Source organism: Mesorhizobium ciceri biovar biserrulae WSM1271 (genome assembly GCF_000185905.1).
Classification (GTDB): Bacteria; Pseudomonadota; Alphaproteobacteria; order Rhizobiales; family Rhizobiaceae; genus Mesorhizobium; species Mesorhizobium ciceri.
The window spans coordinates 4730484-4743909 of record NC_014923.1 but is presented as its reverse complement, the minus strand read 5'-3'; the positions used below and the strand labels follow the sequence as shown (position 1 = coordinate 4743909).

General features: G+C 62.7%; 12 protein-coding genes. 7 read left to right on the top strand and 5 right to left on the bottom strand.

Going from position 1 to position 13426, the window contains the following annotated elements; all coding sequences use genetic code 11:
* Positions 1–161 precede the first annotated feature (161 nt).
* From MESCI_RS23080 to MESCI_RS23070, 3 genes are all read left to right on the top strand, one after another.
* Positions 162–641: a MarR family winged helix-turn-helix transcriptional regulator gene (locus MESCI_RS23080; protein ID WP_013532372.1), complete on the top strand. Its 480-nt coding sequence runs from the start codon at positions 162–164 to the stop codon at positions 639–641.
* On the top strand, positions 638–1819 hold the full coding sequence (locus MESCI_RS23075; RefSeq protein ID WP_013532371.1) for an HlyD family secretion protein: 1182 nt from the start codon (positions 638–640) through the stop codon (positions 1817–1819). The genes MESCI_RS23080 and MESCI_RS23075 overlap by 4 nt, the downstream gene beginning before the upstream one ends.
* Positions 1820–2124: 305 nt before the next feature.
* Positions 2125–3657: a DHA2 family efflux MFS transporter permease subunit gene (locus MESCI_RS23070; protein ID WP_013532370.1), complete on the top strand. Its 1533-nt coding sequence runs from the start codon at positions 2125–2127 to the stop codon at positions 3655–3657.
* 48 nt (positions 3658–3705) lie between these two features.
* Here MESCI_RS23070 and MESCI_RS23065 read toward each other — a convergent pair whose 3' ends face one another.
* Positions 3706–4215 carry a CAP domain-containing protein gene (locus MESCI_RS23065; RefSeq protein WP_032899511.1) on the bottom strand — a complete coding sequence of 170 codons (510 nt, stop codon included), beginning with the start codon at positions 4213–4215 and terminating at the stop codon, positions 3706–3708.
* 251 nt (positions 4216–4466) lie between these two features.
* A complete protein-coding gene (locus MESCI_RS23060) occupies positions 4467–5690 on the bottom strand; it encodes a TadE/TadG family type IV pilus assembly protein (RefSeq protein WP_013532368.1) in 1224 nt (407 codons plus the stop codon).
* Between the two features lie 300 nt (positions 5691–5990).
* On the opposite strand from MESCI_RS23060, the gene MESCI_RS23055 reads away from it, so the two are divergent.
* Positions 5991–6815, top strand: coding sequence for a DUF2189 domain-containing protein (locus MESCI_RS23055; RefSeq protein ID WP_013532367.1), 825 nt, complete (start codon positions 5991–5993; stop codon positions 6813–6815).
* Positions 6816–6823: 8 nt separating this feature from the next.
* Here the strand turns inward: MESCI_RS23055 and MESCI_RS23050 are convergent, their stop codons facing one another.
* Both MESCI_RS23050 and MESCI_RS23045 read right to left on the bottom strand, forming a co-directional pair.
* On the bottom strand, positions 6824–7456 hold the full coding sequence (locus tag MESCI_RS23050) for a LysE family translocator (protein WP_013532366.1): 633 nt from the start codon (positions 7454–7456) through the stop codon (positions 6824–6826).
* A gap of 131 nt (positions 7457–7587) precedes the next feature.
* Positions 7588–9573: a TadE/TadG family type IV pilus assembly protein gene (locus MESCI_RS23045; RefSeq protein ID WP_174299065.1), complete on the bottom strand. Its 1986-nt coding sequence runs from the start codon at positions 9571–9573 to the stop codon at positions 7588–7590.
* A 230-nt stretch (positions 9574–9803) separates the two neighbouring features.
* Here MESCI_RS23045 and MESCI_RS23040 point away from each other — a divergent pair, with 230 nt between their 5' ends.
* Together MESCI_RS23040 and MESCI_RS23035 are read left to right on the top strand one after the other, a co-directional pair.
* Positions 9804–10664, top strand: a complete 861-nt coding sequence (locus tag MESCI_RS23040) for a TIGR01459 family HAD-type hydrolase (RefSeq protein WP_063170199.1) — start codon at positions 9804–9806, stop codon at positions 10662–10664.
* 6 nt (positions 10665–10670) lie between these two features.
* The gene (locus MESCI_RS23035; protein WP_013532363.1) at positions 10671–11651 is read left to right on the top strand and encodes a bifunctional riboflavin kinase/FAD synthetase; all 981 of its coding nucleotides are present in this window, start codon (positions 10671–10673) and stop codon (positions 11649–11651) included.
* 1 nt (position 11652) lies between these two features.
* On the opposite strand, the gene MESCI_RS23030 is transcribed toward MESCI_RS23035, so the two are convergent.
* Positions 11653–12207: an HdeD family acid-resistance protein gene (locus MESCI_RS23030; RefSeq protein ID WP_013532362.1), complete on the bottom strand. Its 555-nt coding sequence runs from the start codon at positions 12205–12207 to the stop codon at positions 11653–11655.
* Positions 12208–12401: 194 nt separating this feature from the next.
* On the opposite strand from MESCI_RS23030, the gene MESCI_RS23025 reads away from it, so the two are divergent.
* Positions 12402–13208: a MipA/OmpV family protein gene (locus MESCI_RS23025; RefSeq protein WP_013532361.1), complete on the top strand. Its 807-nt coding sequence runs from the start codon at positions 12402–12404 to the stop codon at positions 13206–13208.
* Positions 13209–13426: the final 218 nt, after the last annotated feature.

The window sequence follows — 13426 nt, the reverse complement described above, 5'->3', positions numbered from 1 at the left end:
CATCAATATGCCAGACGCGACCAGCGGAGAGGCGGCGCGGCCATCATGCGTTCGCAAATCGATAACCATGATTTGCCCGGCAAAGCTGTCATGCACATTTGTCGGCTTTGTGTGCACTGCGGCACCTTGAATAGTGAGCACGCTTATTATATATCCCGCTCATGGTTTCCGATGGCATCGACAGATTGGGCTTCTTGATCCACGACGTGCAGCGCCTGATGCGCAAGCGCTTCGAGGCGAGGGCCAGTGGCTTGGGGCTTTCTTCGGCGCAATGGCGGCTTCTGGTCCGCGTTGCCAAGGAAGACGGTGTCGCGCAGGCGCGGCTGGCCGAACTTCTCGAAATCGAGCCGATCAGCGTTTCGCGCCTGGTCGATCGCATGGAGGAGGGAGGCTGGATCGAGCGTCGTTCCGACGCTGCCGATCGCCGCGTCCGCATGATCTTCCTGACGCCCAAGGCAAGCGATGCCTACGCCGTGATCAAGAGCATTGCCGGAGAAGTCTATGAGGAATCGCTGGTCGGCGTGAAACCGGAAGCCCGTCGCGTCCTCGTCGAGGGACTTGAGGCGATGGTCCGCAACCTGACCGACGACGAGACGCCGTCCATTGAAAAAGTGAAGAACACAGAGGGCGCAGCAGCATGAACGCGGTAGCCAAGATAGACGAGAAAGTGACCGAACTGGAAATGGAAGCGCCGGCGCAGCCGGCCGCGGCCCCGGCAACCGTTGCTCCCCCGGTGCAGCCGGCTCCGGCGCCGGTGAAGAAAAAGCGCCGGCTGGGCCGCTTCCTGCTCATGGTCGCGCTGCCTGCGGCATTGGCTGTTGGCGGCGGCTATGTCTGGGTTACCGGCGGCCGTTATCAGGAGACCGAGAACGCCAATCTGCAGCAGGCCAAGGTGTCGATCGCTTCCGACACGGCCGGCCGCATCGTCAAGGTCGACATCTTCGATAACCAGCTGGTCAAGCAGGGTGACGAGCTGTTTGCCATCGACCCCGAGCCCTACCGGATCGCGTTGGCGCAGGCCGACGCGGCGGTGGCGGGCGCGCGTCTCAATGTCGAGCAGTTGCGCGCCGCCTATGGCCAGTCGATGGCTCAGCAGAAGTCCGATGCCAGCCAGGTCGCCTTCGCCCAGTCGCAGTTCGACCGCGCCGCCGATCTTGCCCAGAAGGGCATCAACGCCAAATCGTCGCTGGACGAAGCCAAGAACGATCTCGACAAGGCCAAGCAGCAGCTCGCCGTTGCCGAGCAAGGCATCATCAGCGCCAAGGCAGCCCTTGGCGGCAATCCCGACATCGAAACCGACAAGCATCCGACCGTGATGGCCGCGCTCGCCGCGCGCGACAAGGCCGCCTACGACCTGGCGCAGACCACGGTCAAGGCGCCGGCTGACGGCATCGTCAGCCAGGCCTCGTCGTTCAAGGTCGGCCAGTATGTCGGTTCCGGCACGCCGCTGTTTTCGCTGGTCGAGACCGGCGACACCTGGATCGATGCCAATTTCAAGGAAACGCAGCTCACCCACATGAAGCCCGGCCAGAAGGCCGAGATCGTGGTCGACACCTATCCGGGGCGCACCTTCGAGGCGACGGTCAAGGCGATCGGCGCCGGCACGGGAGCCGAGTTCTCGCTGCTGCCGGCCCAGAATGCCACCGGCAACTGGGTCAAGGTCACACAGCGCATCCCGGTTCGTCTCGAACTGACCGATGCGGACGCCAAGATGGCGTTGCGCACCGGCATGAGCGCCACCGTTACCGTCGACACCGGCGTGGCGCGTGGCCTGCCTTCGATCTTCGGTCACGCCACGGCCGGCGAGGCCGCGCAGTAACGTCAACAGAATGCCGCAGGACCAGCGGCAGAGGTGAATAGCAGGATTGGTCTGATGGGAGGAGCTGGAAGGATCAGCGTTTGGGCACGCCGCATAGCGGCCTGGCCGAAGTCTGAAATCTCCGACGCGGACCCGTCGGTCCTCATGTTTCCGGGCGGCAGGCATCCGCTCATCAGAGACTTTCAGTCGATGTAACCCCCACATCGACAATCGCGTCCCACCGCGACGAGGGTCTCTCAACGGAAGGCGTTGCCGCCCGGAAACCCCTTGTACACGTTTTTGTTACCTGCTGGAAGTTCCACGCCATGAGCACGCCCGAACCCTTCAAAGAAGTGCCGCATCGCGGCCTGATCACGGTCGCGCTCATGTTGGCGACGATCATGCAGGCGCTCGACACGACGATCGCCAACGTCGCGCTGCCGACCATGACCGGCGATCTCGGCGCCTCGCCTGACAACATCAACTGGGTGCTGACCTCCTACATCGTTGCCGCCGCCATCATGACGCCGGTCACCGGCTGGCTGGCCGATCGCTTCGGCCGCAAGGAACTGTTCCTGACGGCGGTGGTCGGCTTCACCGTGTTTTCGATGCTGTGCGGCATCGCCTGGAGCCTGGAGACCATGGTGTTCTTCCGGCTGATGCAAGGCGTGTTCGGCGCCGCGATCGTGCCTCTGTCGCAGACCTTCCTGCTCGACATCAATCCCAGGGAACGCCATGGCCAGGCGATGGCCATCTGGGGCGCCGGCATCATGCTGGGTCCGATTCTGGGCCCGACACTCGGTGGCTGGCTGACCGAGAATTTCAACTGGCGTTGGGTGTTCTTCATCAATCTGCCGGTCGGCATCGTCGCCTTTCTCGGTATGGCCGCTTATTTGCCGGCTATCGCGCGGCGCGTGCGCGGCTTCGATTTCTTCGGCTTCGCCATGATATCGCTCGGCGTCGGCGCGCTTCAGCTGCTGCTCGACCGCGGCGGCGAGGTCGACTGGTTTTCCTCGGTCGAGATCTGGATCGAACTTGGTCTTTCGCTCACCGGCTTCTGGGTGTTCATCATTCACACCATGACGGCCGAGCACCCCTTCATCGATCCCAAGATCTTCCTCGACCGCAATTTCGTGACCGGGCTGGCGTTCATCTTCGTCATGGGTGTGCTCATCCTGGCGAGCATGTCGCTGCTGCCGCCGATGCTGTCGACCATCTTCGGCTATCCGACCGTCACCATCGGCATCGTCATGGGGCCACGCGGCGTCGGCACCATGATTTCGATGCTCGTCGTCGGGCGGCTCATGAGCAGGATTGACGCCAGGATCCTCGTCGTCATCGGCTTCCTGCTGACCGCGCAGTCGCTCTACACCATGTCCAGCTTCACCCCGCAGATGGACAACTGGCTGATCATCAGCTCCGGCGTCATCCAGGGCCTGGGCATGGGGATGGTGTTCGTGCCGCTGTCGACCGTCGCCTTCGCCACGCTCGACGTGCGCTTCCGCACCGATGCCACGGCTCTGTTCAGCCTGGTGCGCAATCTTGGCTCGTCGATCGGCGTGTCGGTCGTGACGGTGTTGATGGTGCGCAACACGCAGATCAACCATGCCGAGCTTTCGGCCTTCATCAATCCGTTCAACCCCAATCTGTGGGCTGTCTCGCCGGCTGCCGCAGGCGGCGACCCAACGGCGCTCTCGCAGGTCGATCGCATGGTCAATCTCCAGGCCATGATGATCTCCTACGTCAACGACTTCAAAATACTCATGGTGATGACGCTGCTTGCCATCCCGTTTGTTTTCCTGCTGCGCAAGCCGAAGCAGGCGCCAGCCGGCGGCGCGCCGGCGGCGCATATGGACTAGCTTCCATCAAATCGTCTTGGGTGTGGCGCACCGAACCGGCACGTTTTCCTATTTTCCGAGCACGAGGCTCCAGTAACGGAGCTTGCTGTCGCTGCCGTCGCGCACATAGGCAAGGCCGAAGCGTGTGAAGCGCGGGTCGAGCATGTTGCGGCGATGGCCTGGTGAATGCACCCAGATGTCGAACAGCTTCTCGAGGTCGAAACGACCCTCGGCGATGTTCTCCGCCGCGGCACCGGAAATTCGATTGTCCCTGACGCGCGAGGCGAAATCCTTGCCCCAGCCGGTGGTGTGGCTCATGCGGCGGCGCTGCGCCATGTAGCCTGCCTGCTGCAGGGCGGCCTGTTCGAGCTGCCGGTCGGGGACCAGCGGCGCGAGCCCGGCCGAGGCGCGGATGCTGGCCAGCGTGCTGGTGGCGGAGGAGGAGACCCCGGCGCCTTCGCCGGTTGGCAGTGAAACGGTGCTGCAGGCGGCGAGCCCCGCCAGGGCTGCGAGGCCGGTCAGCACCATGCGCCTGTTCAGCTTCGGGATCGGGTGGGTTTCGATTTTCGCTATGGTCATGCCTCTGAGATAATAGCGATCATGGCTTTTGCCGGGCAGGGCGGCGAAAATCGGAGAGGGGGCGACAGACTGACGCTGGCCGGTACAACGCTGATCGGCGTGGCATGCTGGGCGGAGTTTCACCAGGCGATCGACGGCGCTGCCTATCCCAGGCTGGCCGGATTGCGCCTCGCATCGAAACCGATCCGGCCGTGCGTTATCGCCATTTTTCTCAACGCTACCGCTGGCGCCGCCGCACGTCAGGTTGTCTCTCATTTCACCAGAGTGATCATCCGATCGGCATACATTGTGCGATTTCCAAGCGCCGCCGCGCAGTCCGACTTGACGGACGAGTTCCCGGTCATCTGTATCGTATTGCCGACAAGCCTGAGACAGTCGCCCTGGGCGCTCATATCAGAATTGCCGGCGTAGGAAATGGGCGCGTCCGGCGCGTAGATGAAACCGCTGAGCACGGAATTTGCGCCACCATTCAATGTCAGGGCAGACGTGTTGCCGTGATCCTGGAAAATGGTGATGCCAGCATAAGGGCCGCTGGTGGGCGGGGAAAGGTTCACCTTCTCATTGGCATTTATGTAGATCTGAGCGCTTTCCATGAGGAAAATGGTCACGCCCTGGCCAGTCAGGCTGCCGTTTCCCCCTGGCTTTATGGTGGTGCCGCGCATGAGGTAGACGCCCGGATTAAGCGTGATGTTCCCCGATAATGTCTTGTCGCAATAAGTGCCGGGCGACAGCGTGTAGGTTTTGCCGTTCGGGACAGGCAAACACAATGTGTAAGGGGGAGGAACGACGTCGGCCAATGGATCAAAGGATGCGTACCTATGTTCGTGCGGCGTTCCGCAGGCGAGACTGGCGCTGGGTGGCAACAGCCCGCTGGTGCCGCCGACGGTTGAGACACAGCCGGCCGAAACCAGTGCGGAACCACCCCTGTTGACGGAATCCGACGCGTCCGAGTTCGCCGCGATCACGCAATTGTCCATCGAGACGTTGGTCGAGCCCTGCAGGTTCACGGCGGCGGACGCATGCGGATCGAGCGCCAGCACGCAGGCCTGCGCGCCAGGTTTTATCTTGACCGAGGCCGAGCGGTAGGCCTGCCAGGGGGCCGAGGCGCTGATGAAGCTTGGGCGGCTTATGCTGGACGACAGCGAGATAAAGTAGGCGCTTGGACTGCCGCTTGCCGTTGCCGCGAAAGCGGAGACGCTGCCCAAATATTCCTGCTGGTCGGCCGCGCTCATATTGGCGGCGAAGAACTGCAGCCCAAGCTGCTGGACATCGCCAGCCGCCATATCGGGAGAGAACTTCGTGCCGATGGCGAGCCCAGCCGCGTCCAGCGAGTTCTGGAGTTGCGAGGCGTCATGGCTCGTGCCGATCAGATCGACGGCGCCGGCCAAACCAATCATTATTGGCAGCATAGCGAAGGCGGTCGTTATGGCAAAGTTGCCGCGCTCCGAAGACCAGAAGGCTTTCAATGCGAACATAGTCCCTCGCCGAAACTCGTAAAGCTCAGGTGATACGCCAGGGATCCCTACGAGTAATTTAAGTAAATGCTAAAATGCGTAAATGCTAAAATGCAGCACAATGATTGGCCAAAACGAAGGTCTGCCAAGGTACGCTATATGAGAGGCCATACGGAGAGTTGAACACAACGAGGAGTTGCTCCCCAGGCCATTGACCCGGCGACAATCGCCTCCAACTCTGCTATCATGCTTCTCGATCTTGAAATGGCAGCTCTGGCGGCCATCCAGGCGGTGACCGCCCCGACACACGGGAGGAAGGTTATGGCCGGCTTTCATGTCATGGCGGACGCACGTGGAATGCATGTGCAGCCGACGGTGCGCCGCATCACCACGTCGGACCTTTGGGATGCGTTGCGTCTCGGGTTCGAGGATTTCTGGGCAAAACCATCGCACTACGTGTTCCTGTGCCTGATCTATCCCATCGTCGGCCTGATCCTGACGCAGTGGACGTCCGGCGCCAATGCCATCCAGCTCATCTATCCCCTGATGTCGGGTTTCGCGCTGGTCGGGCCGTTTGCGGCGCTCGGTCTTTACGAGATCAGCCGCCGGCGCGAGCTCGGCATGAACACCTCCTGGCGGCACGCGTTTGATGTCCGGCGCTCGTCCGCGATCCCGTCGATCGCCGTCATCGGCGTCATGCTGGTGGCGCTGTTCCTGTTGTGGCTCTACACCGCGCAATCGATCTACACTGGCCTGTTCGGAGACCAGCCGCCGGCCTCGATCGGCGGCTTCATCCGCGACGTGCTGACCACCAGTAAGGGCTGGACGCTGATCCTTGCCGGTAATGCCGCGGGCTTTGTCTTTGCCGTAATCGTGCTGGCCACCACTGTGGTTGCCTTCCCGCTGCTGCTCGACCGCGACGTCGGCGCCGTCTCAGCCATCGAGACCTCGGCCCGGGCGGTGATGGCCAACCCGCTGCAAATGGCGCTGTGGGGCTTGCTGGTCGCCGTGCTTCTGGTGATCGGTTCGATCCCGCTGTTTGCCGGGCTCGCCGTCGTCATGCCGGTGCTCGGCCATGCCACCTGGCATCTCTACCGCAAGGTGGTCGAGCCGGAGCGGGCACAGCAGATAAGGCGACCGATGTAGGCTAGCTCTCAGCGCTGCGCGTCGGTCGCCATCTTCAGCGCGAGAGCCGCCAGCACGGTTCCCATCATCCAGCGCTGGATGACCAGCCACAAGGGCCGTCCGGCGAGGAAGGTGGCGATTGAACCGGCCGTCACCGCGATGAGGGCATTGACGCTGAGGCTGATCGAGATCTGTGTCGCGCCGAGCACCAGGAGCTGCGACAGGACGTGACCCTTGCCAGGGCTGATGAACTGCGGCAACAGCGACAGATAGAGCACGGCCACCTTCGGATTGAGCAGATTGGTCATCAGGCCCATGGCGAAAAGCTTGCGCGGCCGGTCCCTCGGCAATTCGCGCACTTCGAATGGCGAGCGTCCGCCCGGCTTCACCGCCTGCCAGGCCAGCCACAGGAGATAGAGCACGCCGGCAAAGCGCAGCGCATCATAGGCGTAGGGCACTGCGAGCAGCAGCGCGGTGATGCCGAATGCCGCCGCCAGTACATAGAAGACAAAGCCGAGCGCCACGCCGCCAAGCGAGATGAGCCCCGCCTTCGGCCCCTGCGACAGGGAACGCGAGATCAAATAGATCATGTTGGGGCCAGGCGTCAGCACCATGCCGAGGCAGACCAGCGCGAAGGCGAGATGATTGGCTGTTTCGGGCATCTGTTCTTCCCCAGCGCGCCGCGAATGGACGCGCGATCCGGCAGGCGGCCAAGATGTGCCTGTCCCGGGAGGCGCGCGCAAGTGCATGGCGGCGCCAGCCGTTGTTCCAGCCAGCCCCCGAAGCCTGAGGATCAGTCGACGATGCGCAGGTTCGACAATTCGTTGCCGATTTCCTTGAAATCGTTCGACAAGCTGGCGCCGGTGGCATTCCAGAACAGTTTTGCCGGCTTGCTCGCGTCCGTTGGATCCTTGCGGAAGCGCGAGTTCGACGAGCAGGATTTCAGCGCCTCGATCGCCTGCTGATCGGCGGTTTTGGTCGTCGACAGGTCGAGCGCCACCGTCATCACCATGATATTGGCTGCCTTGGCGTTGTTGCAAAGCGTCGCCATCTGCTCGTTGAGCGCGTTGGTGTAGTTGCCGTTCGAATAGTCGAACTGGCCAATGGCGCTCGATGTGCCCATGAACAGGCGGCCCACCGAAGTGCCGTTGTAGCCTGGGTTGAGATAGCCGAAGGACGCATAGGTCGATTTCGAATCGGCGGGGTCGGAATGGCTGAGCGAGGACGGCGTGTAGTAGGTATTGGCGCCGTCGGTCAGCACGATGACGACCTTGTCGTTGCCTCTCTCGGTTTCCGGGCGGCCTTGCGTGAACGGCTCGCCGCTCGAAACCACCCGCCAACCCCAGGCCATGCCTTCGGGAACATTGGTGCCGCCATCGGGCTTCATCAGGTCGATCGCGGCCTTGATCGCGGTAAGCCCAGTGGTAACGCTGACATCGGTCAGCGGCGTGATCGGGTTGGTGGAGCAGCTGTAGTTCGGCCCGTTGCCGGCGGCCAGCGCCGGCGCATTGATCGGCCTCGGTTGGAAATATTTGGACATGTTGCGCAGCCGGGATTGGCCGGTGCTGCTCGTCGGGTCGTCATTCCACCAGCTGTTGATGGCGCCATAGGTCGTCGGCGCGGCCTCGTCGGGATCCTGGGTGAGCCTCCAATGGTTGCCGGGTTCGTCCGGGGCGAACATCGGCACAAACATCGTCGCCGGATCGCCGACCCCTATGCCGGTGTTCGCCGAGCCGCCGGAAGGCGCCGCGTCGTTGACATTGTAGGGATAAGGCCTGGCCTCGACGCAGCCCTGCCAACTGGCGAACGGGCCATAGGTGTCGATGTAGTCGTATTCGTCGTGGTCGCGTTTGCAGGTGTTGTTCGGGTTGTATTCGTCGCACACCACGCGCTTGCTGTTGACGACACGCTCATGGTTGGTGACGACCTTCATGTCGCGATAGAGCGAAAACCGGGTCAGCATCTGGCCTTCGTCGGTTCCCCATCCGGTGCCGCGCTTGTACCAGATGCCGTTGGTCTGCTGGGCGTATTTGTCGGCTGCGTTCAGCGTCGACCAGTCGAAATTCTCGTTCGATACCGGCGACAATCCTTCGGTATCCATCCAGGGCGCATTGCCGTTGCCGGGCCCGACATTGACCGAGGCGGCAAACGGCACGAGGCCGAACTGCACCGGCCTGTCGACCTGCTTGATCATCGCCGCCTGCTGGGCCAGCGTGTCGACCAGCTGTTTTGCCGCGGTCTTGAGAAGGTCGATGCGCGTTTGCCCCGAGCCCGTTCCGGTCTTGGTCATCGACCCGGAATTGTCGAGTACCAGGGCGACTTCAAGAGTGTTCTTCAGCCGCACTTCCGAGGTGATGTTGAAGCTGATCCTCTGGTTGGCGTCGGTTTCGGATTTGCCGACGAGCTGGCCGAAGACCGGATAGAAATAGGGCTTGTAGTCCAGCCGCGCGGTCATCTTGAGCAAGCCGCCGCCGGTGGTGTTGCTTGGCAAGGTGACGGTGAGCGTCGTATTGGCGGGATTGATCTTGTTGAGGTTGGCATTAAAGAAGTCGAGCGCATAGGCCCTCAACTGGTCGTCGGTGGCACCCTCCGTCAGCCGGCGCGCCGTGGCGAAGTTTGCGGCATCGAGCGCGTTCGAAACCGCCTGTTTTTCGCGGCTCATCTCGGTGAAGTCGACGGCCATTGCCAGGGCGCCCATCAGCGGAACCATAGCGACGACCGTCATAAGAGCATAGTTGCCGCGTTGGTCGCGGCAGAACTGACGCCAAAGTCCATGCATGTCTTGGAGCGGCCCCCGCCGGCGGATTCTCGATCGACGCCAGCTTTCCACAAAACGCTGAAGGCCGGGTTTGGCAAATCGCTCTATTGCCGGGTCAGCACTTCACCAACCGCTAACCAATCGTGCCTGGCGAAAGCTGGTGACAGGCCGGAATGGTTCGGCTAATCCGAACCGGCTGCGGCGAACCGTCTGTCGTGGCGGTCGCAACGATCATGACTGAAGGAAACGGCATGGCGGATTCGCCTGAAATCATCGGCTCGCTCGAAGACGTGTCGAAGGCCTATTCGGCAATCCTGTGCGACGTCTGGGGCGTGGTCCATAATGGCGAAACGCATTTCCCTGTGGCGGCCTCCGCATTGGCAAGGGCTCGAGAGGCGAAAATCCCCGTCGTCCTGATCACCAATTCGCCGCGCAGAAGTGCCGATGTCGTGGCGCAGATGAACGCGATCGGTGTTCCACCGTCAGCCTACGACCGGGTGGTTACCTCAGGCGACGTGACCCGGGATCTGATCGCCGAAGGGCCGCGCAAGATTTTCCATATCGGCGCCGACCGCGACTTCACCCTCTATGAAGGTCTCGACGTCGAGCTTGTCGAGGAGTTCGAGGCGTCCGGCGTCGTCTGTACCGGCCTGTTCGACGACGAGGTCGAGAAGCCCGAGGATTACGCGGAGCTCCTGCGGCGGCTGCGCGCCAGGAACCTGCCTTTCATCTGCGCAAATCCCGACATCGTGGTCGAACGTGGCGAACGCATCATCTGGTGTGCCGGCGCGCTGGCGCGTGACTATGCCCAGCTCGGCGGCCGCACATTGATCGCTGGAAAACCTTACGCGCCGATCTACAATCTCGCGATGAAGGAGGTTGCCGAGATTCTTGGCCAGCCGGTCGAGCGCGGCCAGGTGCTGGCCATCGGCGACGGCATGATGACCGATGTGAAGGGCGCCGCCGACAATGGCTTCGATGTTCTTTATGTCTCCGGCGGTATCCATGCCCGCGACTATGGCGATGCCCTGCAACCGGATCCGGCAAGATTGGCGGCCTTCCTGGAAAAGCATGGCTATGGTCCGGTGGCCGTCATTCCCAGACTTCGGTAGGTGACGATGGCAGCCTTCCAGCGCATCCTGGCAACCGCGCCGCTTCCCGCCGACCTGCGCGGCGGCGTCGTGGCGATCGGCAATTTCGATGGCGTCCATCGCGGCCATCAGGCGGTGCTCGAGCGAGCCTCGGCGGAGGCAGGACGGCGCGGCGTGCCGGCCCTGGTGCTGACATTCGAACCGCATCCGCGCAAGATCTTCAGGCCTGATATCCCGTTGTTCGTGCTGACGCCGCCGCCGATGAAGGCGCGGCTGCTGTCGCTGCTGGGCTTTGCCGCGCTCGTCGAGCAGCCGTTCACGCGCGACTTCGCCTCGCTGTCGGCGGAAGCGTTCGTGACGGATGTGCTGGAAACGAACCTCGGCATTACTCACGCCGTAACCGGGTTCGACTTCCATTTCGGCAAGGATCGTCAGGGCGGCCCGGCCTACCTGATGGCGGCCGGCGAGCGTCACGGCTTCGGCGTCACGCTCGTCGACGCGTTCCGGGACGAGGGCGCCGAGGTGGTGTCGTCCAGCCGTATCCGCGGATTGCTGGGCGAGGGTGAAGTGGCTGAAGCCGCCGGTCTGCTCGGCTACCGGTTCACCGTCGAAAGCGAGGTGGTCGGCGGACAGCAGCTTGGCCGCACCCTTGGCTTTCCGACTGCCAACATGAGGCTGTCGGCTGAAGCCGCACTCAGGGAGGGCATCTATGCCGTCCGCTTCCGCCGCGCCGACGGCACGCTTCACGACGGCGTCGCCAGCTTTGGCCGACGCCCGACAGTCGACGACAACGGCGCGCCGCTGCTGGAAACCTTTGTCTTCGATTTCTCCGGCGACCTCTATGGCGAGGTTTGTCAGGTTTCCTTCTTCGGTTTCCTGCGTCCGGAGGTGAAGTTCGAGGGGCTCGACGCGCTGGTCGCGCAGATGAAGCGCGATGAAGCCGAGGCACGCGCGCTGCTTGCCGGCGTCAGGCCGCTCTCCGACCTCGACGCTGAGATGGCATTTTAAGCTACTTCTTCAGTGCCAGGCCGACGGCGATGAAGGTCCAGCCCTGGAAGATCAGATCGATCGCCAGGAACAGACCGAGCACCCACAGGCTGTTGACCGGCCAGCCCATGGCGATGATCAGGCCCGCAAGCGCGGTGATGACACCGGCAGCGACGATCCAGCCCCAGCCGCGTTCCGGCCGATGGCTGTAGCCGACCCAGGCCCTGAGCACCCCTGACGCGACCAGCGCAATCGCCAGCAGGAATGTCAGCACCGCCGAGGCAAGCAGCGGATTGCCGAAAGCGAAGAAGCCGGCAACGGCGTACAGCAGTCCGCTGAGCAGCCAGTAGAAGAAGCGGCTCCAGGTCTTGACGCCGAACGCGTGCACGATCTCGATGATGCCCGCCATCAGCATCAGCCATCCCACGACGTAGACGGAAGCCACCGTGGCGACGAACAGGTTGGCGAAGGCAATGCCGCCGAAGATGAGCAGCAGCACACCGAGCGCGACAAACCATCCCCATTTTGTCCGTGTCTGTTCGATCGCGATTTTCAGGGCGTCGCCATGCAGGGTCATTGTCGCGGTCTCCATCGAGGGCTGCGGAATACTGCGGATGGAAGGTAATCCGGGCGCGGGCCAACGTCCAGTCGATGACCGGCAGGGGGATCGCGGCAAAGCGCGAGCGTATGTCTCGGGTTTAAATCAAATTTTACCAAACGGCCGTCAAAGCTGTCATCGGTAATCGTGTGTGTCGTGTTAGTGGAGTGGCCATGAGTCCGGTCGGAAGAATCTCTCTTGTGTTGGCCGCTGCGGTGCTGGGCGGGGCGGGCGCCGCCAATGCGGGCGAGGGCAGCTGGCTGTCCGGCGACTGGTATCTGACCGTTGGCGCCACCGGCCTGGTCGCGCCCAATTTCGAGGGCGGCAGGAAATACATGCTGAGCGCCCAACCCATCATCTCATTGGGCAAGGCCGGACCGGCGGCACGCTTTGTCTCGCGCAACGACAACATCTCGCTGGCGCTGGTCGACGATGGCGGTGTCCGCGCCGGCCTGACCGGCAAGTTCCTGTTTTCCCGCGACGATGACAACGCCGATGAGCTGAAGGGCCTGGATCCGGTGCGCTGGGGCGGCGAAGTCGGCGGCTTCTTCGAATTCTATCCGACGGACTGGCTGCGCGCCCGCGCCGAGCTGCGCCACGGCATTCGCGCCCACAACGGCTTTGTCGCCGACATCGCCGCCGATGCCTTTTACGACGTGACGCCGACCGTCAGGATTTCGGGAGGACCGCGTGTTTCCTTCGCCTCGGGCAACTATTTCGACGCCTATTACGGCGTCAACGCGCAGGAGGCGGTGGCGTCGGGCCTGAGCGAATACCATCCCGGTGGCGGGCTGAAATCGACCGGCTTTGGCGGCGCCATAACCTGGAAGGTGACCGAGCCGATGACCGCCAGCCTGTTTGGCGAATATTCGCGCCTGATGGGACCGGCGGCCGATTCCAGCCTGGTCAAGGAGCGTGGCGACCGCAACCAGTTCACGGTCGGCGTGTCGACCACCTACCGCTTCGATTTCACGATGTAGGTGAATCGAACGAGAGACGCTTTATTCCTGCCGTGGCTTCGGCTAAAAGCCCAGCCATGACCAGCTTTTCGCGCCTTTTCGCGATCGCGATACGAATTACAGGCCCGGTGTTCCGGGTGGCCTGAGCGCCGCCGGAGCCGCCGGGAGTTTCTGCGCGCCCCTCGCGCTTTTTTCATAACATGATAGTTCACGCCCGAGCTTGTACGCCCGCCGGGCAA

Excerpts from the sequence above, each read along its gene's own strand:
- MESCI_RS23045 (WP_174299065.1), bottom strand. The coding sequence starts at position 9,573 with ATGCATGGACTTTGGCGTCAGTTCTGCCGCGACCAACGCGGCAACTAT.
- MESCI_RS23060 (WP_013532368.1), bottom strand. The coding sequence starts at position 5,690 with ATGTTCGCATTGAAAGCCTTCTGGTCTTCGGAGCGCGGCAACTTTGCC.
- MESCI_RS23055 (WP_013532367.1), top strand. The coding sequence starts at position 5,991 with ATGGCCGGCTTTCATGTCATGGCGGACGCACGTGGAATGCATGTGCAG.
- MESCI_RS23025 (WP_013532361.1), top strand. The coding sequence starts at position 12,402 with ATGAGTCCGGTCGGAAGAATCTCTCTTGTGTTGGCCGCTGCGGTGCTG.
- MESCI_RS23050 (WP_013532366.1), bottom strand. The coding sequence starts at position 7,456 with ATGCCCGAAACAGCCAATCATCTCGCCTTCGCGCTGGTCTGCCTCGGC.
- MESCI_RS23030 (WP_013532362.1), bottom strand. The coding sequence starts at position 12,207 with ATGACCCTGCATGGCGACGCCCTGAAAATCGCGATCGAACAGACACGG.
- MESCI_RS23070 (WP_013532370.1), top strand. The coding sequence starts at position 2,125 with ATGAGCACGCCCGAACCCTTCAAAGAAGTGCCGCATCGCGGCCTGATC.
- MESCI_RS23035 (WP_013532363.1), top strand. The coding sequence starts at position 10,671 with ATGGCAGCCTTCCAGCGCATCCTGGCAACCGCGCCGCTTCCCGCCGAC.
- MESCI_RS23080 (WP_013532372.1), top strand. The coding sequence starts at position 162 with ATGGTTTCCGATGGCATCGACAGATTGGGCTTCTTGATCCACGACGTG.
- MESCI_RS23075 (WP_013532371.1), top strand. The coding sequence starts at position 638 with ATGAACGCGGTAGCCAAGATAGACGAGAAAGTGACCGAACTGGAAATG.
- MESCI_RS23040 (WP_063170199.1), top strand. The coding sequence starts at position 9,804 with ATGGCGGATTCGCCTGAAATCATCGGCTCGCTCGAAGACGTGTCGAAG.
- MESCI_RS23065 (WP_032899511.1), bottom strand. The coding sequence starts at position 4,215 with ATGACCATAGCGAAAATCGAAACCCACCCGATCCCGAAGCTGAACAGG.